Source organism: Sorangium sp. So ce1335, from assembly GCF_051521615.1.
Taxonomy (GTDB): Bacteria; Myxococcota_A; Polyangia; order Polyangiales; family Polyangiaceae; genus Sorangium.
The window spans coordinates 4671028-4694702 of the sequence record NZ_CP150363.1 but is presented as its reverse complement, the minus strand read 5'-3'; the positions used below and the strand labels follow the sequence as shown (position 1 = coordinate 4694702).

The following is a 23675-nucleotide window of genomic DNA, read 5'->3' as shown; positions in this document are numbered from 1 at the left end:
CCGGGTCCGGCGGGGCTCAACCCGGGTCCGGAGGGGCTCAACCCGGGTCCGGAAGGGCTCAACCCGGGTCCGGAGGGGCTCAACCCGGGTCCGGAGGGGCTCAACCCGGGTGCGGGGTCGCTGGAGGCAGGGGGGCTCAACGGGGCATGCTGCGGTAGAGATAGCGAGGCTCGGCCTTCGCCGCGCCCGCACGGAGCCGCGCCTCCTCGACGATCCCGTGCGCCGGCGCGAGCGCGCAGGCCGGGTCCGTCGCGGCGGCGTCGCCGGTGAGGTGGTAGGCCTGGCAGCGGCAGCCGCCGAAGTCGACCCCGCGGCGATCGCACCCCTGGCAGGGCTCGGGCATCCACGCGTCGCCGCGGAAGCGGTTCATGCCCGGCGCCTCGCGCCAGATCCAGGCGAGCGGCCGGTCGCGCACGCTCTCGAAGCGAAGGCCCGGGATCGTGTGCGCCGCGTGGCAGGGCAGCACGAGGCCGTCCGGCGCGACGTGCAGGTAGCGGCGCGCCCAGCCGTCCATGCACGCCCGCGGCCAGGCGGCGTAGTAGTCCGGCGTGACGAAGACCATCTCCATCCGGCCGAGCAGCCGCTGGCGCTCCGCCGAGGCGATGGCGAACGCGCGCTCGAGCTGGTCCCGCCTCGGCAGGAGCGCCTCGCGGTTCGCGAGCGCCCAGCCGAGGTACTGCGTGTTCGCGAGCTCGAGCCGGTCGGCCCCGAGCCGCTCGGCGAACGCGATGATCGCCGGGACGTTCTCGATGTTCGCGCGGTGCAGCACCACGTTGACCGTGAGCGGCAGGCCCTCGGCCTTGACCCACCTGGCCACGTCGAGCTTGTGATCGAAGGCCGCGTAGCCCGCGATGCGGTCGGCGCGCTCCGCCTCGGCGTCCTGGACGCTGAGCTGGACATTGTCGACCCCTGCCGCCCGCAGCGCGGCAAGGCGCTCGCGCGCGAGCGGGACGCCGGAGGTGATGAGGTTCGTGTACAGCCCGAGCTCCCGCGCGCGGCGGACGAGCACCTCGAGGTCGCGCCGGGCGAGCGGCTCGCCCCCCGTGAGGTGGACCTGCATGACACCGAGCTCGGCCGCCTCGGCGAAGACGCGGCACCAGTCCTCCGTCGAGAGCTCGCCGGCGGCGCCCGCGCGCTCCATGGGGTTCGAGCAGTACGGGCACCGCAGCGGGCAGCGGTAGGTGAGCTCCGCGATCAGCGTGTACGGGCGGTGCTCCGCAGCGTCCGCCGCGGCGCCGGCGCCCGGCACCTGGGCGGCCGCGGCGGCGAGCTCGCCCCCGGTCGCCGGGCCGCGCGCGGCGGCGTCGCCGTCGGCCTGCGCCGCTACATCCCCGGTCGCCGGGCCGCGCGCGGCGGCGTCGCCGTCGGCCTGCGCCGCTACATCCCCGGCCGCCGGGCCGCGCGCGGCGGCGTCGCCGTCGGCCTGCGCCGCTACATCGCCGGCCGCCCGCGCGCCATCCCCGGCCGCCTGCGCCCCCTCCCCGGCCGCCCTCGCGTCCCGCCGCTCGAGCAGCCCGCGCGCGGCGAGCTGCTCCAGGAACGCCATCACGTCGCGCTCCACCTCGCCCGGCGGCGCCGCCGCGAACGCCGCCGCGATCTCCGCGGCGATCTCCGCCACGGTCCGCGTGCCGTCGAGCCGCGCCGCGACCGCCGCGGCGACCGGGTTCAGCGCGAGGCCACGCTCCGGATAGAGCAGGATCTCGCGGCCCGAGGCGCGATCCCGCACGAGCCGCGCCTTGCTCGCGAGGGCCAGCCGATCGCCGGACGCGAGCGTCATCTCACGCCTCGGGGCCGTAGGCCGCCGCGATGGCGTCGAGCATCGCCCAGAGGATGTCGCACTTCGTGATGAGCGCCGCGATGCACGCCTCCTGCGCGGCGCGCGTCGTCGCCCGCGACGTCACGTAGTCGATCGCCTCGGTCGAGTCCGCCCGGGCGCGCGTCACCCGGCTGCGGAAATAATCGAGCGTCCCCTGGTCGACCCAGGGATAGTGCTGCTCCCACGCGACGACCCGCCGGGACATGAGATCCGGCGCGAAGAACTCCGTCAGCGACGAGGCCACCGCCTCGAGCAGGCTCCGCTCGCGCACGAGCGTCACGTACGCGTCGCAGGCGAACCGCACCGCGGGGAGCACCCGCGTCAGCCCCGCGACCTCGCCGCGGTCGAGCCCCACGCCCTCCGCCAGCCGCAGCCACAGCGACAGCCCGCCCTCGCCCTCGCGCGCGCCGTCGTGATCGACGATGCGGTGGATCCACAGCCGCCGGAACGCCGGATCCTCGCTCTTCGAGAGGATCAGCGCGTCCTTGATCGGGATCCGCGTCTGGTAATAGTAGCGGTTCAGCACCCAGCCCTGGATCTGGCGGCGCGAGAGCTCGCCGCGGTGCATCCGCTGGTGGAACGCGTGGTTGTCGTGGTAGCGCCGGGCGCCCTCGTCGCGCAGCCGCGCGACGAACGCATCCCGCGAGAGCGGCTCGTCGTTCATAGGTCGATCAGGAGGCCGTCCTCGGCCACCTCCCAGCCCGCGGCCTCGACGGCCCGCCGCTCGGGCGAGCCCTCGACGAGGATCGGGTTCGTGTTGTTGATGTGCGTGTAGATCTTCCGCCGCGCCGAGGCGCCCGCGAGGAGCGAGAGGCTCCCGCCGTCGCCGCCGATGGGCAGGTGCGCCATGTCCTCCGCGCGCGCCTTGCCGAGGCCGAGCCGCACGAGCTCGTCGCTCGACCAGAAGGTGCCGTCGAAGAAGCACACGTCCGCGCCGTCGAGGCGCGACACGTAGTCGCCCGCAGCGCCAACCGCCGTCGCGATGGCGGCGAGGCGCCCGCTCGCGGCGTCCCGGACCCAGAGGCCGATGTTGTCCTCCGGCGACGGCGGCGCGAGGCCCTCCAGGTGCTTCGGCACCTTGCCGGGCAGCGCGACAGGGGTCACCGTCACCCCGGTGGGCGCGCCGTCCGGCCCGGCGAGCTCCGTCGGCTGCTCCAGCTCGAGGCGCCGCCACACGGTCTGCCCGGGAAAGCGCTGGAGCGTGCGGAAGATCGTGTTGCCCTCCGCGAGGCCCCGCCACACCGGCTCGGTCGCGTAGATCGCGAGCGGCGTGTTCTCGCGAAGCGAGAAGAGGCCCAGCGCGTGGTCGAGATCCCCGTTCGTGAGGATCACCCCCGCGATGGGCGTCGCGCGGCCCGCCCGCGGCTGCAGCGGCGGGAAGGCCTCGATCTGGCGGTGGACGTCGGGGGACGCGTTGACGAGGAACCAGCGGCCGTCGCCCGCCTCGAGCGCGAGCGCGTCCTGGGTCCGAGGCCGGACGCGCGGCGAGCCGCGGCGCGCCTCGACGCAGTTCGAGCAGGCACAGTTCCATTGCGGGAGACCGCCGCCCGCAGACGAACCCAGGACGCAGAGGCGCATTCCGGTGCTCTCTCTCCGGTGCTCCTGCCCGGCGCCCCTACTCCGCCTCCCCCGCGGCCTCGACGCGCTCCGCCGGAGCCGGGCGCGTGAAGTTGATGGGATCGAAATCGCTCTGGTACGAGCCGATCTCCGCATCCATCTTGATCTCGACAAACTCGGGCTTCTCGTAGCTCATCGGGTCCTCCTGATCTCGCCATGTCGCGGCGGTCGCCGCCGGCTCGAACGCCGGCGGCGGTTCGCCGCTTCACAACCTGGCAATACGAGATTCTGCACCAGACGGCCAACGTCAAGCCCGAAGTGCAGACAGAACGCATCCGGATCGCCCCGACCGGCGCCGCCCTCGGGGCGATCCCGAGGTGCGGTGAGACCACCCGGAGGCGGAGAGTGTGCGCAACAATCACTTTGATCTCAAACGATCAGCGCGCTAGGAATTCTCGCATGAGCCTGTCTTTCTCGGGACCGAAGGGGTGGATCGAGCAGCGCTGGATCGTCTACGCGCTGCTGCGCGACAGCATCCAGCACCACCTCGAGGACGGGAGGCCCGGCGAGGCGTTCTCGGCGATCCACGGCGCGGCCGGGGCGCTCGGCGGGCAGCGCGTGATGCTCCCGGCGCGCAAGCTCCACGACGAGCTCCGGCGCGCGCAGGCCGCGCTCGCGGGCCGGCCCATCGACGCGCTGGCGATCAGCGGCCGGACGCGCGCCGTCATCAGCCTGAGCTGGCCGCCCCCGGAGGAGCGCGAGACGATGCTCGTCCGCGACTGGGGCGACTCGGTGCCGCTGCTCGGCATGCCGTGGGGCGACAGCCTCGACGACGTGTTCGGCCACCTCGTCGACGGTCTGCTGCGCATCACGGAGGGCGCGTCCGGATCGGATCAGGTCGAGGTCATGGACCTGTGACGGCCCTCTCACGCGGGCTCACTGGATCCGGACGTCGATGGTCATGTCCTTCCCGCCCCGCTGGAGCGCGATCGCGATGTTGTCCGCGGAGCGCAGCCGGGCGTAGGCCTGGAGCGCGCTCTGCGGGTCGGTCATGTCGAACCCGTTGATCGAGCGGATCGTGTCCCCGCTGCGCAGGCCGAGCGCGGGCAGCAGCGAGCCCGGCGTGACGCGCGCGAGGCGGACGCCGATCACCCGCTCTCCTTCCCTCGCGGGCACGATGCGCGCGGAGCGCATGAGCTCGCCCTGCTTCTCCAGGACCAGCTCGATCGCCGACCTGTCGACGATGAACTCGCGATCGCTCACCTTCCGGATCTTCGACGCGATCTCCGGCGGGAGCGCGCCGCGCCGCGGCGGCCTCGGCGCGGGGCTCTGCGCCGGCGCCTTCGCCTTCGCCCGCGCCGGGGCCGGCGCGAGGCGGTTGTCGCCGATGCGGACCTGGCAGCGCGCCCCCGGCTCCGCGAGCCACACGCGATCCCAGCCGATCGCCAGCACCGAGCGGCCCTCCACGGGATCGCCCGCCCGGCGCAGGAGCGGCTCCCCGCGCCCCACGGCGATGGTGGCGAACGACCAGGAAGGGTCCTCCGAGGCGGCGATCAACAGGACGCGCGCGCCCTCGCAGACCGGGTCGAGCAGCGGATCTCCGAGCGCGACGTCGTCGTCGTCCCCCTCCCCCTCTTCCACGGGCCTCGGCGTGAGCGGCCCCGTCACCGAGTCGAACGGGTTCCGCGCGATGATGGCCGCCGCGCTCGTCGCGTGATCGCCGGGATCCACGGGGCGCGGCGGCGCCGCGAGCGGCGGCCGCGAGCTCGGAAGATCGGTGGTCAACACCTCCTCCACGAGGAACGAGATCCCGCGCGCCTGATGATACGCCGCCGTCATGATCATCCCGCCGAGGAGCGCCGGGAAACATCGCTTGATGAGGAGTTCCGGAATCACCGTCATGTCCCGTGGGAGTGCCTTCACGCGCGACGCGGGCGCCTCCGCGCCCCGCGGCGGACGCCCTGGATGCGCGCACAGCGCGTTCATCGCCTCGCTCGCCGCGCAGAGAGCGACCTGTCTCCGCCGTCTCCCCAGGTGGGAGCAGCATCCGTGCCCAGGTGGCTTGGGAGTTGCTGCCACGCCGCTCCATGAAGAGAGCGCCGGTGCCGGGACATGCGCGGCCGCCGATCCGATCCGAGCGACCACGACGATCCCCGGGGGGGCCGATGGAGTGCGACATCGTGTCGCATCTGGGACAATGGATCGCATGAGCACGGCGAACCATGAAGGACGGAGCACCATGGGGCTGACGCTCCGGCTCTGGCTCATGCTGCTCGTGCCGATCGTCCTGGCGGTGACGCTCTACGGGGCGGTGATCCACACGACGCGGCACCAGTTCCTCCGCAGCCAGGCGACGGCCGAGCTGCGCCACCACGCGAGCCTCGTCGAGGCGGCGATCGGCGGGGCCGTGGAGCGCGGCCAGGTCGAGCTGCTCAAGCATCGCATCGAGCGGCTCGCGCAGGCCGAGCGCATCCTCGGGATCGCGGCGTTCGACGAGCGCGGGGGGCCGATCCTCGTGACGGACCCGATCGCGGGCGAGGCGGCCGAGCTCGCGGCGCTCGCGCGCAGGGCGCTCGCGACCGGCGCCGAGATCGAGGAGGAGCAGGCGCTCGGCGGCGGGCCGGCGCTCGTCCGCACGGTCACGTTCTCGCAGCGGGGGCTGTCGGTCGTCGCCGTGATCGTGCGGGATCTGCGCTACCTCGACGCGTTCGCGCAGAGCTCGAACCGCGGCCTCGCGCTCGCCGGGGCCGCGCTGCTCGCCGCCACCGCGCTGATCGCGGCGTTCGCGAGCCGGGCGACGGTCGGGCGCCCGGCGGGCGCGATCGTGGCGGGCGTCGAGCGCGTGGCGCGCGGGGAGCTCGGGGTGACCGTGCCCGAGGCGGGCGCCGAGGAGCTCCGGCGGCTCGCGCGGGCGTTCAACGCGATGACCGCCTCGCTCGCCGAGGCGCGCGCCCACCTGGAGCAGGAGCAGGCCGCGCGGGCGGCCGTCGAGCGCAAGCTGCAGCAGGCGCACGCGCTGTCGGCCGTCGGGCAGGTGGTCGCGTCGATCGGCCACGAGATCGGCTCGCCGCTCAACGTCATCCTGGCGCGCGCCCGCCGCCTCGCCGACCAGCCGGGGTGGTCCGACGCCACGCGCGGCGAGCTGGAGACGATCGCGACGCAGTCCGAGCGCATCTCGCGCGTCGTGGCGCGGCTCCTCTCGGTCGCCCGGCCGCCGAGGCTCCTCGGCCGCGGCAGCGACGTGGCCCAGGTCGCGCGCGAGGTGCTCGCGTTCCTCGGGCCGGAGTGCCGGCAGCGCGGGATCACGACCCGGATCGAGGACGACGGGGCGCCGCTCCAGGTGGTGCTCGACGCGGACCACCTGTTCCAGGTGGTGTTCAACCTGTGCCTGAACGCGGCGCAGGCGCAGCCGCGCGGGGGCGAGATCGCGGTGCGGCTGCGGAAGGTCGACGCCCGCAAGGCGGCGATCGAGATCGAGGATCGCGGGCCGGGTGTCCCCCCGGGCGTCGCCGAGCACATCTTCGAGGCGTTCTTCACGTCGCGGGGCGATCGCGGCGGCACCGGGCTCGGCCTCGCGATCGTCGAGGGGATCGTGCGCGAGGCGGGCGGCTCGGTCGAGCTCGTCCGCACGGACCACGGCGGCGCCTGCTTCCGCGTGAACCTGCCGCGCGGCGCCGCCTCGCCGCTCGGCGCGCGCGGCGCGGAGGCGCGGGCGTGAGCGGCCGCGCGAAGGTGCTCGTCGTCGACGACGAGCTCGAGATGGTGAAGCTCGTGGCCGACATCGCCCGCGACATGGGCCACGACCCGGTGACCCTGACGACCCCGCTGCTCGCGCTGCCGCTGATCGAGGAGCGGGGGTTCGACCTCGTGGTGACCGACGTGCGCATGCCCGAGATGGACGGGATCGAGCTCATCGAGCAGATCGCGCGCTTCGACCCGCGCACGGCGATCATCGCGATGACGGCGTTCGGCTCGATCGACACGGCGGTCCGCGCCATGCGCGCCGGCGCGTTCGACTACCTGCCGAAGCCGTTCCAGCCCGCGGACCTGGCGCTGCGCATGGAGCTCGCGCTGGAGCAGCGGGCGATGACGGTCGAGCTGACCGCGCTCCGCTCGGAGGTGGCGCAGCGGTTCTCGATCGCGGGGATGATCGGGCGCAGCCGGGCGATCGAGGAGGTGATCGCGCTCGTGCGGCGCGTGGCCGACAACCCCGCGACGGTGCTCGTGAGCGGGCCGAGCGGGAGCGGCAAGGAGCTCGTGGCGCGGGCGCTGCACGGCGAGAGCCGGCGCCGCGGGCGGAAGTTCGTGGCGGTCAACTGCGCGGCGATCCCGGAGGCGCTCATCGAGGCGGAGCTGTTCGGGGTGCGCAAGGGCGCATACACCGACGCGCGGAGCGACAGGCCCGGGATGTTCCAGGAGGCGGACGGCGGGACGCTGTTCCTCGACGAGGTGAGCGAGCTCGCGCTGCCGCTCCAGGCGAAGCTCCTGCGCGCGCTCCAGGAGCGGGAGGTCCGCCCCGTGGGCTCGGTGTCGTCGGAGCCCGTGGACGTGCGCGTCATCGCGGCGACGAACCGCGATCTGCGCGCGGCGGTGGCGGAGCGCGCGTTCCGCGAGGACCTCTTCTACCGGCTCGCGGTGATCGAGATCGCGATCCCGCCGCTGAAGCACCGGACGGACGACATCCTGCCGCTGGCCGAGCACTTCCTCGCGCGCGCGGCGGAGCGCGCGGGCAAGCCGATCGCCGGGTTCTCGGGGGCGGCGGTGAAGCGCCTGCTCGCGTACGACTGGCCGGGCAACGTGCGCGAGCTGGAGAACGCGATAGAGCGGGCGGCGGCGCTCTGCGACGGCGGGCGGATCTCCCCGGACGACCTGCCCGAGGGCGTGCGCGCCCGGCGGGAGGCGCCGGAGTTCCTCGAGGCCGCGGCGGATCGGATGATGACGATCGACGAGCTCCAGCGCGAGTACGCGCAGATCGTCCTGCGGCGCGTGGGCGGCAAGAAGCAGCGGGCCGCGTCGCTGCTCGGCGTCGACCGGCGGACGCTGCAGCGGTGGTTCGGCGGGGGGAGCGAGGGGGACGAGGGGGCGTGAGGGAGCGGCGAGCGGGAGGGTGCGCGCCGGCGGTCCGGTGACCCCCTTGCAGGCGGAGGAGCTCAAGATCGCGCGCGGACATCGACTCCCTGGAAGCGAGCCACGCGCGGTCACGCAGCGCGCTGCGTGCGGAACGCACCCCGCTGCCGGAGGCGCGCGAATTCGTTCCTGGCACAGCATACCTTCAGCGACGGACCGATTCCCCCCTTCGATCCCGGTGTCCACCTCGGCTTGACGCTGCGCGTGCCCGGTATCCATACTGTGGCAACGAGCGGCCATGGACTGCCACGCTCTCGTCACGCGGCGAGAGCGTGTTCTCCCCGGCTGACGGAGCGCCGGACATAGCGCTTCGCCCAGGCCGCGGCGGCGATCACGGGAGATCACGAGATCGGCCCTCGGCGGCGGGGACCGGGTGGGGTGAGCGTGACCGCGCAGCGCGGGCGCGCGACGTCCATTCCTCTCGGGAGCGCCCAGCCGCGCCGGCGCGACCCGAGCAGCGCGCCGGCGCTGCACGCGTCTGCAACCGATTCAGGGAACCACGGAGGCATCGTGATGGACGAGCGTCGGAGACAACACGCCGGACGCAGCGGCGCCGAGGACCCGCCTGTCGGGCAAGGGGTCGATCCGGCGCAGGAGCCCGGCGCCGAGAGGCCTGTCCCGGAGGCCCAGGCGAGCCGGAGCGCACCGGCGGAGCGCAGAAGCGAACGGGCGCTCCTGTCAACGTCCGAGCAGTGCGCGCCGCCGCCGTGCCCGGTCCGCGAGGAGATGCGGATCCCGAAGAAGCTGAACCTCGTCTTCGAGGCGGCGGGCGCCCTGGGTATCGCCGAGGTGGGGGCGCTCGCCGCGCTGTCGGAGGCGCTCGTCGGGGAGGAGAAGTACAAGGACACGCACATCTCCTATCTTGCAGGGACGTCCGCCGGGGCGGTCATCGTCGCGCTCATGGGCGCCCGTTATACGTATACCGAGATCGCCGGCCTGCTCAACGTCGACATCACGAAGTTCACCAGGGCCTCCTGGCTCGGCCGCATCCCGGTCGCGGGCACGCATGCCCTCATGGCCTGGGGGCTCCTCACCGGGCGCGGATGGTTCCGGAGCGATTATTTCCTGCATCTCCTTCGGGACGCGCTGCGTGCCAGAGGGATCAGGACCTTCGGTGATCTGGTCATGCCCGGATGCGAGATGGAGAAAGATCCGGCGCGCAGGTACAGGGTGCATGTCATCGCCTCCGACATCACGCGCGGGCGCATGCTCGTCCTGCCCGACGACGTGAACACCGAGGTGTACGGCGTGGAGCCGGACGACCTCGACGTGGCGGAGGCTGTGCTGATGAGCTCGAGCATGCCGTTCTGGTCTCCCCCGATCCGGCGAACGGGCGCGAACGGGGTCGAGAGCTATATCGTGGACGGCGCGCTGACGAGCGGCTTTCCGATCCACCTGTTCGATGTCGGCGCGCCGGAGGCGGAGGACACGCTGACGCTCGGAATACGGGTGAAATCCGAGAGATACAACGAGGTGAAGTTCCCCTCGACCTACCACCTCTTGAAAGCCATGTTCCTCACCGCGTTCACTGCGCGCGACGTGAGCGAGACCGAGAAGCGCGTGGACAAGCTGAAGTGGGCGAGGGCGATCCAGATCAACACGGGCACCGCATCCATCAGCGAGCGCCTGTCGCCGCTGGACAGGGAGATGCTGTACAACGCAGGCTACCTCACCATGAAGCGCGCCATCGATGGAAACATCCTGGAGCGGGCAGCTCCAATCCAGACCGCCGCGGAAGCAGCGCGGCGGAGCGTATCGGGGTTGAGGCAGCCATGATCACGACGCCGCCCGGAGAGAGACCCATGGACCAGCAAGCGCCGACCGCGAACGCGTGCGCGCCGGAGCCCTCGCGGAGCGAGCGCGATCTCCTGTCCAGTGATGAGCCGTGCGCGCCCGACGATCCGTCCGACACGTCCCAGGAGCGGTATCCCCCCAGGAAGCTGAACCTGGTCCTCGAGGGCGGCGGCCTCCGAGGGGTCGCGCTGGTCGGGGCGGTCGCCGCGCTCGCCGAGGCGCTCACCCACAAAGACAAGTACAAGGACACGCACATCTCGTACCTGGCGGGGACCTCGGCGGGCGCCCTCGTGGCGACCCTCCTCGCAGCGCGTTACACCCCCTCGGAGATCGCCGACATCGTCGGTGGCCCCGAGTTCGCCAGGCTCGCCGATCCCGCCGGGCTCGCCTTCATCCCGCTCGTGGGCAAACCCCTCTCGATGGCGTGGGGGGCGCTCAGCGAGCTCGGGATGCTCAAGGGCGATGCCCTGCTCTCCTTGTTCCGGGAGAAGCTCGCCGACAAGGGCATCAGGACCTTCGGCGACCTCGTCATGCCCGGTTGCGAGAACGAGCGAAACCCGGCGCGCCGATACCGGGTGCACCTCGTCGCCTCCGACATCACGAGAGGCCGCATGATCGTCCTCCCGGACGACATCAACGCCGCCCTCTACGGGGTCGAGCCGGACGAGCTGGAGGTGGCTCTCGCCATGCGGATGAGCATGAGCTTCCCCTTCGTGTTCAGGCCGGTGAAGCGCACAGGAACGAACGGCGTGACGAGCTACATCGTCGACGGCGGGCTGCTGAGCAACTTCCCGGTGCACCTGTTCGACACCGGCGCTCCGGCGCCGGAGGAGACGCTGACGCTCGGCATTCGCGTCCTCCGCGCGCGGTACCACTCGATCGGCCGCCCGTTCATCGCGGCCCGTGCGCTCTGGGCCCTGGGATCCACGGTGCAAGAGGCGCGCGACGTCGGCGATACCTCCAAGCTGGTGGACCGGCTGAAGTGGGCGCGGGTGATCGAGGTCAACGCGGAAGCGGTGCCGATCTTCAAGCTCAGCCTGAATCCGCTCGCGCTGTCGCCGGTCGAGAGGGAGCTCCTCTTCAACGGGGGTTATACCGTCACGAAGCGAGCCCTCGACACCGAATTTCTGGAGCGGGGGCGGGCGGTCCACGCCGCAGCGGCCAGGGCTGAACGCGGGGCGCGCGGCACGCCGGGGGCGGCGGTGGTCCGCCCACGGCCCGCGGCGAGGCGGACCGGGGAGCCAGGCGGCCGGTAACCTTTCGCGGCGACAAGGGCCGTGCGGCTTCCTCCGCGCGCTATGTGAGCCCGACTGGCCCGGATCGTCGCCGGGGCGCTCCTCCGCGGCGCCGAGCGACGAGCCGCGGGAGCGCCGTGCTAGGCTCGCCGCTCATGGCGCAGCTCTCGCGCGCGGACCAGGTGGCGGCGCTCGGGCGCATGATCGCGGCGCTCGATCCTCGGCCGGCGCCGCACTTCGACGCCTTCGCGGCCCTGTTTCACGGGAAGAGCCTGCGGAAGGGCGAGGTGTTCGTGCGGGCCGGCGAGACGAGCGACTCGGTGGCGCTCGTCAACTCCGGCATCGCCCGGATGTTTTACACGCGCAGGGACGGCAAGGAGTTCAACAAGGCGTTCGTCTCCGCGCCCGACTTCATGTCGGTGCTGGAGGCGCTGATCACCGGCGAGCCCGCCCGGCTGACGATCCAGGCGCTGACCCCGATGCAGCTCTTCGTCGCGCCGTACGCGCGGCTCGGCGCGTTCTGCGAGCGCGACGCCTACTGGGAGCGGGTGTGCCGGCGGATCGTCGAGCGGGTGTACCTGAAGAAGGTGCGCCGCGAGGCCTCGCTGCTGATGGATACGGCCGCGGATCGCTACCGCGCCTTCATCGCGGAGCACGGCGCCGTGGCGAGCCGCGTGCCCGACTACCACATCGCCGCGTATCTCGGCATCACGCCCGAGGCCCTGAGCCGCCTGAAGCGCGCCGCGACGAGGCCCGCCGCTTCTTGACCTGGATCAAGGCGCGACCGCGACCTCCCTGGTCATGTTGTCCGGCATGACGACGGAACGAACGACGCGAGGCGGCGAGCAGCGAGCAACGGAACCCACGCGCAGCCTGGAGCGGCCCGATCGGGCGCGGGGCGCGCGCCGCGATCGGCCGCGCGGCGTGCCCCGGAAGGCGGCGCTGCTGGCGGGGCTCGCGGCCGTGCTCACCGGCGCGGCGCTGGCCGCCTGCGCCGTGGCGCCGCCGAGGCTCCACCCCGTGTTCCCCGAGGGCCCGGCGGCGGAGAAGCCGAGAGGGAAGATCCTGTTCGTGCTCAGCGCGGCGCGAGAGCAGACGCTCGGCGACCGCTCGAAGCGCGCGACCGGCACCTTCCTCGGCGAGTTCTACGAGCCGTACCTGGCCCTCACCGGCGCGGGGCACGAGGTCGTCTTCGCGACAGAAGGAGGGGCCGCTCCGGCGATCGACCCGGAGAGCCTCGACGAGCGGTACTGGGAAGACGAGGCGCAGCGCGCGGAGGCGCGGCGGTTCGTGGAGCGCGCCCCGCAGGTCCGCGCCCCGCTCAGCCTGAAGCAGGCGCGCGCCGCGGCCGACGCGTTCGACGGCATCGTCGTTCCGGGCGGACAGGGCGTGATGGTCGACCTGCTGGACAACGCGGACCTGCACGCGCTGCTCGCCCACTTCGCCGCCAGGGACCAGCCCGTGGGGCTGATCTGTCACGCGCCGGCGGTGTTGACCCGCATGCGGCAGCCGAACCCGCTCAGCCGCCGGACGGTGACGTCGGTCTCGTCGTTCGAGGAGCTCTACATCGAGACCTTCGTGATGGGGGCCGAGGCCCAGGTCCGGGACATCGGCGAGCAGCTCGAGGACCACGGCTACGAGCACGAGGCCGCCTTCCCCGGGAGCGCCCACGCGCTGCGCGATTGCAACCTCGTGACGAGCCAGAACCCCTTCTCCACGGGCCGGTTCAGCGCGCTGTACCTCGAGGCGCTCGCCGACTACCGGCGCGGCGCTCGTTGCGCGATCGGCGGGCGGCCGTGACGGGCGCTCGCGCTCGACGGCGGGCGAGGCGCGACGGACGGGGGCGCGCTCGCGGCGCGACCGCCCGTACGCCGCTAACACGCATCTGCAGCTCTGGATCGGGCGCGGTCCTTGCGCCCCGGGCAGGCACCACTGAGCCCCGAGGGGCCCTGTCCGGGGAGACATGGAATGTATGTTCTCGTGATCATCGTGCTGCTCGGCGCCAGCGCGGCCCTGGCCCTGCGCGGGGCGCTCGCGCACCGGCGCTCGCTCGTCGCGGCGGGAGCGCTGCTCTTCGCCGCCACGCTCGGGTTCTTCGTGTTCCTGAGCTTCTGGGGCGAGTACCTCTGGTTCGCCGAGCTCGGCTACGCCGCGCGCTTCTGGAAGGAGGTCCTGGCCCGGCTGATCTCGGCGGCCGCGGCCGCGGCGCTCGGCGGGCTCCTCGTCTTCCTGCTGACCCTCCCCGCGCGTTCGCGCGGGGCGCGCCGCGTCCCGACGATCCTCGGGGCGGCGCTCGGCGCCGTGTGGGGCTTCTTCGGCTGGCAGGTGATCCTGCGCTTCATCGAGCGCGTGCCCACCGAGCAGCGCGACCCCATCCTCGGCCACAGCACGTCGTTCTACCTGTTCTCACTGCCGTTCTACGACGCGCTCCACTTCCTGCTTTGGGCGCTCGCCCTCGTCGCGCTGGCCGGGGCGGCGGTCGACGCGGGCCTCGCGTCGGGGGCGCCGAAAATCCGCTATCCGGCCGAGCGCGTCGTCGGTCCTCCCGCCGAGCCCGTCGCGGGGCCCGGCGACGAGCACGTCACGGCGGCCAACGTCGCCGGTCCTCCCGCCGAGCCCGTCGCGGGGCCCGGCGACGAGCACGTCACGGCGGCCAACGTCGCCGGTCCTGCGGCCAGGCACGCCGCGGCGCCGGCCGCCGCGGGGCACGCCGCGGCGCCCGCGCCGGCCGGCGCCGCGCGGCACCGCGCGATCTTCCATTGCCTCGGCGCGATCGCGCTCGTGCTCGGCCTGGGGCGCTGGCTCGCCTCGTATCACCTCATGTACTCGTCATGGGGCGTCGTCGTGGGCCCGGGCTGGACCGACGTCCACGTGCGCCTGCCAGCGAACCGGATCGTCGCCGTCATCGCGGCGCTCGTGGGCATCGCGCTCTTCCTGCCGCCGGTGCAGCGCGCCCTCTCCCGTGCGGCCTCCGGTGAGCGCAGGACGGGACGGCGCGCCCTCGCGGGGCTCGCCGCGCTGCCGGCGCTCCTCATCGGGGTCCCCTGGCTCCTCGGCCTCGTCGTGCTCCCGGCGCTCTTCCAGTGGCTCAAGGTGGTGCCCAACGAGCTCGCCGTCGAGCGGCCCTACCTCGCCCACAACATCGCGTTCACCCGCGCGGGGTTCCGCCTCCACGAGGTCGAGGTCACCGAGTTCCCCGTCTCCGACCGGCTCACGCGCGAGACCCTCAAGGACAACGAGGATCTCCTCTCCGAGGTGCGCCTCTGGGACCCGCGCGCGCTCGACGCCGTGCTCCATCAGTTCCAGGCGATCCGCCTCTATTACGAGATGTCCGGCGTCGACATCGATCGCTACGACATCGACGGCCGCTACCGGCAGGTCATGCTCGCCCCGCGCGAGCTCGACCCGGAGAACCTGCCGCGCGAGCACCAGACGTTCGTCAACCGGCGCTTCAAGTACACGCACGGCCACGGCGTCGCCATGGCGTCGGCGCACGACTTCACGCACGACGGGCAGCCGAACCTGCTCGTGAAGGACATCCCGCCCGTCTCCGCCTCCCCCGAGCTCGCCATCGAGCGGCCCGAGATCTATTATGGAGAGGCCACCCGCGGCTACGTGGTGGCCAACTCCAGGGAGCCGGAGTTCGACTATCCGAGCGGCTCGGAGAACGTCTATACGCGTTACGAGGGCACCGGCGGGATCGAGCTCAAGGGCTTCTTCCGCAAGCTCCTCTTCGGCTGGAAGCTCGGCGGCACGGAGTTCCTCGTCTCCGGCATCCCCATGGACGAGAGCCGGGTGATGTTCCGCCGCGAGATCCGCGAGCGCGTGGCCGCCGTCGCCCCCTTCCTGGCGCTCGACCGCGATCCGTACATCGTCGTCGCCGGCGGCCGGCTCCAGTGGATCGTCGACGCGTACACGACGTCCAGCTACTACCCTTACAGCGAGAGCTTCTTCTCCGCCGAGGGCACCGGGCTGGACGCGATGGGGGACGCGGGCGGCCGGGCGGCGTTCACGCACCACCTCCGCCGCGCGAACTACGTGCGCAACTCGGTCAAGGCGGTGGTCGACGCCTTCGACGGCTCCGTGCGCCTCTACGTCTTCGAGCCGGAGGATCCGATCGTGCAGGTCTACACCCGCATCTTCCCGGGCCTGCTCCGGCCGAGCGAGGAGATGCCGGCGGAGCTCCGCGCGCACGTGCGCTATCCGGAGGACTTCCTCCTCGCGCAGGGGCTCGTCTACGCGAAGTACCACATGAGGGATCCCGAGGTGTTCTACAACCAGGAGGACCTCTGGATGCGAGCGACCGAGAAGTACCATGACGAGGTCCAGCCCGTGGAGCCGTATTACGTGATGTGGAAGCCGCCGGGCGAGGGGCGGCCCGAGTTCACGCTGATCCTGCCGTTCACGCCGAAGAACCGGCAGGTGCTCATCGGCTGGATCGCCGGGATGTCCGACGGCGACAACTACGGGCGCATGCTCGCGTACAAGTTCCCCAAGGAGACGCGCGTGCTCGGCACCCAGCAGATGGACACGAAGATCGATCAGAACCCCGTGCTGTCCGCGCAGCTCTCGCTCTGGAGCCAGCGCGGCCAGAAGGTGATCCGCGGCAACGCGCTCGTCATCCCCGTGGCGGACACGCTCCTCTACGTCGAGCCCATCTTCCTCCAGGCGGACACGGCGGCCTACCCGGAGCTCCGCGTCGTCGTCGTGATGCACGGCGACCGGATGAGCTACGCGAGCTCGCTCGACGCGGCGCTGCGCGGGCTCGTCGAGGGCGGGCCGACCCCGGCGCCGGCCGCGGCGGGCCCGCCCGGCGTGCCCGGGACCACCGTCGGGCTGGCGCAGCAGGCGAACGAGAGCTTCGAGAACACCCTGCGCCTGCTCGGCGAGCGTCGCTTCCACGAGGCGGCGGTAGAGCTCGAGACGCTGAGCCGCACGCTGGAGGAGCTCCAGGACCCGTCCGCCGCGCCCGACGAGCGCTCGCCGGCGGCGCGGCGGCGCGGCGTCCCGGCGGAGTGACGATCGAGCGAGCGATCTCGCCGCGCCTGGGGCATGTTCCCCGGCGGCCGGCCCCGAGCCCCTCACCCCGGGACCCTGCACGGAGATCCCGATGCCGATCGTCGAGCCCACGCCCACCGCACTGCTGCTCCTCGCCGTCGGCGTGCTCGCGGGGATCAGCGTGCTCCTGAGCGCGGTCTCGGGGCGGTTCGGCTTCCCGGTGATGCTGCTCTTCCTCGGCATCGGGATGCTCGCGGGGGACGCGGGCCTCGGCATCCCCTTCGAGGACCACGCCCTCGCCTTCCGCGTCGGCACCATCGCGCTCGTCTTCATCCTCTTCGACGGCGGGCTCAACACGTCCGTGTCCTCGATCCGGTCGGTGCTCGGCCCCGCGGGGCTCCTCGCGACCGCCGGCGTCGCCGCCACCGCCGCGCTCGTCGCCGCGGGCGCGCACTACCTGTTCGATTTCCCCTGGATCGAGGCCATGCTGCTCGGCGCTGTCGTCTCGTCGACCGACGCCGCCGCCGTCTTCTCCGTCCTGCGATCGAGCGGCATCCACCTGGAGCGGCGGGTGGCAGCGACGCTCGAGGTGGAGAGCGGCGCGAACGACCCGATGGCGGTCATCCTCACCCTGGCCATCACCGGGAGCCTCGCCAGCGGCGAGGAGCTCGGCGCGCGCGTGCTCCTCGACGTCGTCGTGCAGCTCGTCGTCGGCGCCGCGCTCGGGATCGGCGGCGCCCGCGCCGGCCGGGCGCTGCTCGCGCGGGCGCGGCTGCCGGCCGCGGGCCTCTACGCGGTGTTCACGATGGCCTTCGCGCTCGTCGTCTTCGCCGCGGTCACGCTGCTGTCGGGCAGCGGCTTCCTCGCCGTGTACATCGCCGGCGTGGTGCTCGGCAACGGGCCGCTCCCTTACCGCGCGGGGCTGCTGCGCGTGCACGACGCCGTCGCCTGGCTGAGCCAGACGGGGATGTTCCTGCTCCTCGGGCTCCTCGTCTTCCCGCGCGAGCTCGCCGCTGTCGCGGTCCCGGGGCTCGGCGTGGCGCTGCTGCTCGCCTTCGTCGCGCGCCCGCTCGCCGTCGTCCCCTTCCTCGTGCCGTTCGGCTACCGCGCGCGGGAGATCGCGTACGTCGCCTGGATGGGGCTGCGCGGGGCGGTGCCGATCATCCTCGCCACCTTCCCCATCCTCGCGCACGCGCCGGGCGCGCACCGCATCTTCAACGTGGTCTTCTTCGTCGTGGTGGTGAGCGGCATCGCGCAGGGGACGAGCGCGCGCGCGGCGACGCGCTGGCTGGGCCTCGAGACGGACGAGCCGCCGCCGCCGCCGGCGAGCATCGACATCACCTCGGCGGAGCCGCTCGCGGGCGAGCCGGCGGCCTTCCACATCGGCCCGCGGTCGCCGGCGCGCGACCGCGCGATCGCCGCCCTCGGGTTCCCGCGCGGGACGGTGGCCATGCTGGTGATCCGCGGGCGGGAGGCGATCGCGCCGCGGGGCGACCTCGTGCTCCAGGAGGGCGACTACATCTACGTCTTCTGCCAGCCGGAGGACCGGCCCGCCGTGGACGCGATCTTCCCGGACGCCGCGAGCGCCTGAGCGGCCGCCGCGAGGCGGCCGAGGGCGACCGGCTCCGGGAACGCCGCTCGCAAGGCCGTGGGCCATGGATCACGGCGGAGAGCGGCAGGTGCAAGGCCCCCCGGCCAGCGGCGCGCCTTCGGTGCGCGCGAGCGTGCTCGCGGTCGCCGGCGGGCTGGTCGCGCTGGGCCTGGCCGTCCACCATCTCTGGTCCGCCGTGCTGTCGTTGCTCATCGGCGGCGCCGTCTACTACCTGCTCGCGCCGCTCGTGTCGCTCCTCCAGCGCTGGCGCGTCCCGCGCATCGCGAGCACCTTCCTGCTCGCCGGCCTGCTCGGAGCCGGGGTGGCGGCGGCCGCGGGGTACCTCGGCCCGCGGGTGTACTCCGAGTTCTCGTCGCTCGTCAGCCAGCTGCCGCACCACCTGGCCCAACTCGAGCAATGGCTCGTGGAGGAGAGCGGCGTGCTCGGCGAGGGCGCCGACGAGCGCGTCCAGGGCGCGATCGACGAGATGCTCCAGCGCTCGGGCGGCGTCGCGATGGATCTCGCCCACCGGATGCTCGGCGTCGCGATGGCCGCCTCCGGATCCGCGTCGTCGGTCCTGTTCGGCCTGATCACGGGATTTTACCTGCTGCTCAGCGGCCACGAGGTCGCCCGCGGCATCCCGCGCTGGATCCCGCCCGCCCACCGCGAGCGCTGGGTGCGCTTCGGCCGCGCGTCGAGCCGCGTCCTCGCCGCCTACGTGCGCGCCCGCGTGATCGCGTCGCTCTTCGTCGGCGTGAGCTACTGGATCGCCTTCGCCCTGCTCGGCCTGCACCAGGCGCTCCTGCTCGCGGTCGTCGGCGGCCTGCTCAACTTCATCCCCGTGGTCGGGCCGCTGCTCGCGGCGATCCCCGCCCTCATCGTCGCCGCGTTCCAGGGGATCGAGCTCGTCCTCGGGGTCGCCCTGGTGATGCTCGCGGCCCAGCAGGTCGAGAGCCTCGTGATCGGGCCGCTCCTCGAGGGGCGCTCCGTGCGCCTCCCGCCGGTCGCGATCGTCCTCGTCGTCGCCGCGGGCGCCGCCGTCGCGGGGATCCCCGGCATGCTCCTGGCGACGCCCACGGCGGGCCTCGCGAGGACGGCGCTCGACATCTTCTACCGAGAGGCGTGGCGCGAGCCGGCCGGGTGATCCGCGCCCGCGCCTCCGCCCCCATCGACGTGTGGGTGAACAACGCGATGGTCCCGGTCTTCTCGCCCGTGATCGAGATGAAGCCCGAGGACTATCGGCGCGTGATGGGGGTGACCTACCTCGGCAACGTGTACGACCCCCTCGCCGCGCTCCGGCGGATGCGGCCGCGCGACCGCATGGACCGACCGCACGGGCTCGCCCACCAGCGCCGCTCAGCGCCTCCGGCCCCCCGTCCCTGTCGCGCGCTCGATCGGCGGCGCCTCGGGCGGTATCGCGTCCGGCTCGCGCGCCACATCTCCCTCGGTCCGGACGTCGGCCTTCTCGCGGCGCACCGTCGCCTGCGCCGTCTCGCGCTCCTGGACCACGTCCTTCCCGATGCGGAGCTCCTCCTTCACCACGGGTCGCGTCGACACCTCCGCGCGCTCCTCGCGGATGGGAACGCTGATCGACCCCTCCTCGAACAGGGCGTCGGACGCGGCGGGCCGCTCCCCGCTCGCGGGGACGCGCTCGACGTGCACCACCTCGCGCGCCACGGGCACGGAGATCTGCTGCTGCTCGGTCACGACCTCCTTCTTGACCTGCACCCGGCCGACCTCGTGCACCGACTTTCCGACCGTGACCTCCTCTTCCACGAGCGGCACGCGGACCTCCTGCCCCTCCCCGAGCGGGGCGCCGGCCTCGCGCGCCCCGGCGCGGCCCGCGGCGAGGTGCTCGCGACCCTGCGTGAGGATGATCTCCCCATCGCGGACGTCGGCCACCTCGTCGTAGCGCACCCGGTATTCCTCCGTGAAGAAGAGCCCCTTCTCGATCTCGAACGAGGCCGGATCGATCCGGGTCACCTTGCCCAGCTTCTCGCCGTCCGCGCTCCGGACGACCATCCCGCGCTTGAGCTCCTGCTGCGTCACCATGATGCACCCCCATCAGGTATGTTCCGGCTCCGGCGCTGCATCGGGGCGGCTCAGCGCCGGCGGACCGGCCCCTCTGCCGGACTCGCCGCCGCGCTCCGTCGTCCGCCTCTCTGGCAGCGCCTCGCGCGCCTGACGCACGCCTGCCGTCGCTCTCCTCGCTGCACCATGCAATCCGCGCACCGGCCGTCGACACGCCGCTCGCGCCAGGAGCGCGTCAGGCCCGGCGCGCCGCCGCGAGGGGCGCCGAGCACCTCCGTGCAGCGAGGAAGCGCTCGAGCGCGCGGGAGGCAGGCCGCGGCGCGCCGCCCTGTGCAGGAGGCGCTCCAGGAGCAGGATCACCCGCGCTCCTGCTCTCGCCACGCCGGGCCGAGCGCGCGCGCGAGGCTCACCCCGCTCGCGATGAGCCCCACGTGGCTGAACGCCTGGGGGAAGTTGCCGACGAAGGCGCCGGTCGCCGGCTCGATCTGCTCCGGCAGCAGGCCGAGGGGGCTCGCGCGCGCGCAGAGACCCCGGTAGAGCGACAGCGCCTCGTCGAGCCGCCCCTGCCCGACCAGGTTGTCGACGAGCCAGAAGCTGCAGAGGAGGAAGGCGCCCTCGTCGGACTCCGCGACGCCGTCGTCGTACTCGCCGGGCAGGTAGCGGTACAGGAGCCCGTCGCCCGCCCGGAGGCCGGTCGCGATCGCCTCCGTTGTCGCGATCATCCGCGGGTGATCGGCGGGGATCACCCTGCGCAGCGGCAGCGCCAGCGCGCTCGCGTCGAGCGGCCCTCCGCCGAGCGCCGCGGTGATCGCCCCGACGCGCGGATCCCACGCCTCCTCCAGGATCGTCCGGCGGATCTCCTCCGCCTGGCGCCGGAGCCCGCCGACGTCCGCGGGCAGCCCGTGCCGCTCGGCGAGCCGCCACCCCCGGTCCAGCGCGACCTGGCACAGCGCCGCGGAGTACGTGAACGGGCGGCCCGCGCTGCGGACCTCCCAGATGCCGTGATCGGGCTGCCTCCACTCGCTGGCCGCGCCCTCGAGGAGCGGCACGAGCCGGGACCACAGGGCCGGGCGGATCTCCCCGCCGCCCGAGGCCCACTGGTAGGCGCAATCGATGATCTCGCCGAAGACGTCGTGCTGCTTCTGGTCCGCGGCGGCGTTGCCCCACCGCACCGGCCGGGAGCCGCGATACCCCTCGAGCTCGCCGCAGATCCGCTCGGGCGGCGGGAGCTCCCCGTCGAGGTCGTACAGCACCTTCGGGCGGCCGTCCCTGTCCACCGCGTCGAGCGCCCAGCCGAGGAAGCCCCACGCCTCCGCCGCGAGCCCGATCCTGCGGAGCGCGTGCACCGAGAACGCGGCGTCGCGGATCCACGCGTAGCGGTAGTCCCAGTTCCGCACCCCGCCGATGACCTCCGGCAGCGACGAGGTCGGCGCGGCGACCATGGCGCCTGACTCGAAGTGATCGAGCAGCTTGAGCGTGATCGCCGAGCGGCGCACGAGCGACCGGGCCGGCCCGTCGTACCGGATGCCCGAGGCCCAGCGGCGCCACGCGTCGGCCGTCGCCTCGAGCCGCCGCTCCGGCGGCGCCGCGCGGCGCCGGTGCGCGCTGCGCAAGAAGAGCTCCGCGTGGAGCCGCTCGCCGGCGCTGAGCCGCACGGTCGTCGTCGGCCCGGTCAGCTCGTGCGACGACGCGAGCCACAGCCCCAGATCGGGCCGGGCCTTGCAGTGAAAGCGCAGGCCGTCCCGCTCCTGGCCCACCTCCGCGCCGCCGTACGGCGCGACGTCGATCCGCACGTCGACGCTCCCCTCCACGACCTCCGCCAGGCGCAGCAGCTCGGCGCGCCCCGCGGGGGCGTCCTCGGTGAGGTCCGCGCCGGAGCGCAGCGTCAGCGCGTCGGTGACCCGGAGCAGGCCTGTCGGGCTCTGCATCTCCGTCACCAGGATGCCCGTGTCCTCGATATAGCGCTGGCCGGACGCCACGACGATGTCCGGGGACACCGTGAAGGCACCCCCGCGCGCCGCGTCGAGGAGCCTGCAGAAGACGGGCGGCGCGTCGAAGCGCGGCGCGCACAGCCAGACGACCGCCCCGTCGCGCCCGACGAGCGCCGCGGTGGCGCCATCCCCGATGAGCCCGTGATCCTCGAGCGGCAGGTACCCGCGGTCCTCGCGGAGCGGTGCGAGCTTCATCGAGGGTCCCTGGGGAGCCTGCGCGGCGATGTCAAAGGGCCCTCGGTCCGGCTCGCTCCCTCGAGCGACTCCCGCGCTCCCTCGGCCGGTGGTTCCACGACCGACTGGCACTCTCCACCCGGAGCACGTCCTCGATCACAAGGTCCCTCCCCCGGCAGGCGCTCTCCCGCCCTCGAGCGCTGTTCTCCTGTCCTCGAGATCTGCCCTCCAGAGCGCACAAAACGGCATGAATCGTGCAGGGCTCTACGGCGTCCGACGTGGGCCATCGCGCATGCTCCTCCTGCGGATCGAGGCATGTGAACCGCGAGCGAGGAGGAGCCCCAAAATGCCCAGGGTCGGATCGCCGCGACCGCGGCAAACTGCCCCAGGAACCCGTGCTTCGCGCGGAGCCACGGAGGAAGGAAATCAAGAGGATGAGCAAGATGCACAAGCCGTCACGACGCGCCGCGTTCGCCGGTGAGATCGCCCGCCCGATCACGCGCGCGAACGGCCGGACGCCGGCCGACAACACACCCGTCGCCGTGCGGACCACGGGCCTCGATATCGACCAGGAGGTGCGCGATTACGCGCGCCAGCGCCTCGGGATCCGGCTCGGCAAGTTCTCCGCCGAGATCCAGCGCGTCAGCGTGCGCCTCGAGGACGTGAACGGCCCGCGCGGCGGCGTGGACACGGTTTGTCGCATCAAGGTGGTGCTGCGCGGGCTCCCCACCGTCGTCGCGCAGGACGTCGCGGAGGGGATCCGCGAGGCGATCGACCGCGCGAGCCACATCGCCGAGCGCTCGGTGCGTCGCGCGCTCGGCCGCTCGCGGCCTGCCGCTGCTGCGCTGCGCGACCGGCGGTGGAGCGCCTCGCCCCTGGCCGCGCGCGGCGCGCGCGCGGCCGAGGGCGAGACGGCCGAGGCCCGGCGGCGCAAGCGCCGGCCGCTGCCCATGCCCGAGGGCGGCAGCCTGATCGGCCGGCGCGTCGGCCGCCGCGCGGACAACCTCGAGCGCGCGGCCGAGCAGCGGCGCGAGCCGAGGGTCGACACGGCGCAACCGGGCTGGAGCTCCACCGACCGCCGCGCGGGCGGCAGCTCGACGGCCGCCCGGAACACGAAGCTGAACACGTCGCGCGCGGCCGCCACGCTCGAGGACTCCGCCGCGGACCGCCCCTCGCGCAAGTCGACGCGCAAGAGCGCCAACCGGCAGAAGCAGGACAACAACCTGCGGCAGCGGCAGACCCGCGCGGCGCGGTCCCCGAAGGCGCGCGCGGCGAGGGCCACGGCGCGTCCGTAGATCGACCAACGGGCTGAACCCGCCTGAAACGAGCAGGACTTCGAACCGCCAAGGCGCCCAGGACGC

Annotated in this window: 18 protein-coding genes; 11 read left to right on the top strand and 7 right to left on the bottom strand. The window is 73.3% G+C overall.

Annotation, left to right across the window (positions count from 1 at the left end; translation table 11 throughout):
• Window positions 1–136: 136 nt before the first annotated feature.
• Genes pqqE through WMF24_RS17180 form a run of 4 tightly spaced genes read right to left on the bottom strand, consistent with a single transcriptional unit; the run spans window position 137 to window position 3569 of the window.
• Window positions 137–1777, bottom strand: a complete 1641-nt coding sequence (gene pqqE, locus WMF24_RS17195) for a pyrroloquinoline quinone biosynthesis protein PqqE (RefSeq protein WP_437737497.1) — start codon at window positions 1775–1777, stop codon at window positions 137–139.
• A 1-nt stretch (window position 1778) separates the two neighbouring features.
• The gene (gene pqqC / locus WMF24_RS17190) at window positions 1779–2480 is read right to left on the bottom strand and encodes a pyrroloquinoline-quinone synthase PqqC (RefSeq protein ID WP_437737496.1); all 702 of its coding nucleotides are present in this window, start codon (window positions 2478–2480) and stop codon (window positions 1779–1781) included.
• Window positions 2477–3394 (bottom strand): pyrroloquinoline quinone biosynthesis protein PqqB, encoded by a 918-nt coding sequence (gene pqqB / locus WMF24_RS17185; RefSeq protein WP_437737495.1) that lies wholly within the window; start codon window positions 3392–3394, stop codon window positions 2477–2479. The genes pqqC and pqqB overlap by 4 nt, the downstream gene beginning before the upstream one ends.
• A gap of 37 nt (window positions 3395–3431) precedes the next feature.
• A complete protein-coding gene (locus tag WMF24_RS17180; protein ID WP_437737494.1) occupies window positions 3432–3569 on the bottom strand; it encodes a hypothetical protein in 138 nt (45 codons plus the stop codon).
• A 263-nt stretch (window positions 3570–3832) separates the two neighbouring features.
• Between WMF24_RS17180 and WMF24_RS17175 the strand changes: the two genes are divergently transcribed.
• Complete coding sequence (locus WMF24_RS17175) at window positions 3833–4291, top strand: hypothetical protein (RefSeq protein ID WP_437737493.1); 459 nt, start codon at window positions 3833–3835, stop codon at window positions 4289–4291.
• Between the two features lie 18 nt (window positions 4292–4309).
• On the opposite strand, the gene gspC is transcribed toward WMF24_RS17175, so the two are convergent.
• Window positions 4310–5275, bottom strand: coding sequence for a type II secretion system protein GspC (gene gspC, locus WMF24_RS17170; RefSeq protein WP_437737492.1), 966 nt, complete (start codon window positions 5273–5275; stop codon window positions 4310–4312).
• Between the two features lie 304 nt (window positions 5276–5579).
• On the opposite strand from gspC, the gene WMF24_RS17165 reads away from it, so the two are divergent.
• The 9 genes from WMF24_RS17165 (at window position 5580) to WMF24_RS17125 (ending at window position 19262) form a co-directional block, all read left to right on the top strand.
• Window positions 5580–7091, top strand: a complete 1512-nt coding sequence (locus tag WMF24_RS17165) for a sensor histidine kinase (RefSeq protein ID WP_437737491.1) — start codon at window positions 5580–5582, stop codon at window positions 7089–7091.
• The gene (locus WMF24_RS17160) at window positions 7088–8461 is read left to right on the top strand and encodes a sigma-54-dependent transcriptional regulator (RefSeq protein ID WP_437737490.1); all 1374 of its coding nucleotides are present in this window, start codon (window positions 7088–7090) and stop codon (window positions 8459–8461) included. The genes WMF24_RS17165 and WMF24_RS17160 overlap by 4 nt, the downstream gene beginning before the upstream one ends.
• A gap of 552 nt (window positions 8462–9013) precedes the next feature.
• The gene (locus tag WMF24_RS17155; RefSeq protein WP_437737489.1) at window positions 9014–10276 is read left to right on the top strand and encodes a patatin-like phospholipase family protein; all 1263 of its coding nucleotides are present in this window, start codon (window positions 9014–9016) and stop codon (window positions 10274–10276) included.
• 26 nt (window positions 10277–10302) lie between these two features.
• Window positions 10303–11550 carry a patatin-like phospholipase family protein gene (locus WMF24_RS17150; protein ID WP_437737488.1) on the top strand — a complete coding sequence of 416 codons (1248 nt, stop codon included), beginning with the start codon at window positions 10303–10305 and terminating at the stop codon, window positions 11548–11550.
• Window positions 11551–11684: 134 nt separating this feature from the next.
• A complete protein-coding gene (locus WMF24_RS17145; protein ID WP_437737487.1) occupies window positions 11685–12296 on the top strand; it encodes a Crp/Fnr family transcriptional regulator in 612 nt (203 codons plus the stop codon).
• 46 nt (window positions 12297–12342) lie between these two features.
• Window positions 12343–13329 (top strand): type 1 glutamine amidotransferase domain-containing protein, encoded by a 987-nt coding sequence (locus WMF24_RS17140; RefSeq protein ID WP_437737486.1) that lies wholly within the window; start codon window positions 12343–12345, stop codon window positions 13327–13329.
• A gap of 168 nt (window positions 13330–13497) precedes the next feature.
• On the top strand, window positions 13498–16548 hold the full coding sequence (locus WMF24_RS17135) for a UPF0182 family protein (protein WP_437737485.1): 3051 nt from the start codon (window positions 13498–13500) through the stop codon (window positions 16546–16548).
• Window positions 16549–16639: 91 nt separating this feature from the next.
• Window positions 16640–18118, top strand: a complete 1479-nt coding sequence (locus tag WMF24_RS17130; protein WP_437737484.1) for a potassium/proton antiporter — start codon at window positions 16640–16642, stop codon at window positions 18116–18118.
• Window positions 18119–18182: 64 nt separating this feature from the next.
• Window positions 18183–19262 carry an AI-2E family transporter gene (locus WMF24_RS17125; RefSeq protein WP_437737483.1) on the top strand — a complete coding sequence of 360 codons (1080 nt, stop codon included), beginning with the start codon at window positions 18183–18185 and terminating at the stop codon, window positions 19260–19262.
• 212 nt (window positions 19263–19474) lie between these two features.
• Here WMF24_RS17125 and WMF24_RS17120 read toward each other — a convergent pair whose 3' ends face one another.
• Window positions 19475–20170, bottom strand: a complete 696-nt coding sequence (locus WMF24_RS17120; protein ID WP_437737482.1) for a YsnF/AvaK domain-containing protein — start codon at window positions 20168–20170, stop codon at window positions 19475–19477.
• 335 nt (window positions 20171–20505) lie between these two features.
• Window positions 20506–22335: a glycoside hydrolase family 15 protein gene (locus WMF24_RS17115; RefSeq protein WP_437737481.1), complete on the bottom strand. Its 1830-nt coding sequence runs from the start codon at window positions 22333–22335 to the stop codon at window positions 20506–20508.
• Between the two features lie 413 nt (window positions 22336–22748).
• Between WMF24_RS17115 and WMF24_RS17110 the strand changes: the two genes are divergently transcribed.
• On the top strand, window positions 22749–23609 hold the full coding sequence (locus WMF24_RS17110) for an HPF/RaiA family ribosome-associated protein (RefSeq protein WP_437737480.1): 861 nt from the start codon (window positions 22749–22751) through the stop codon (window positions 23607–23609).
• The last annotated feature ends 66 nt before the right edge of the window (window positions 23610–23675 follow it).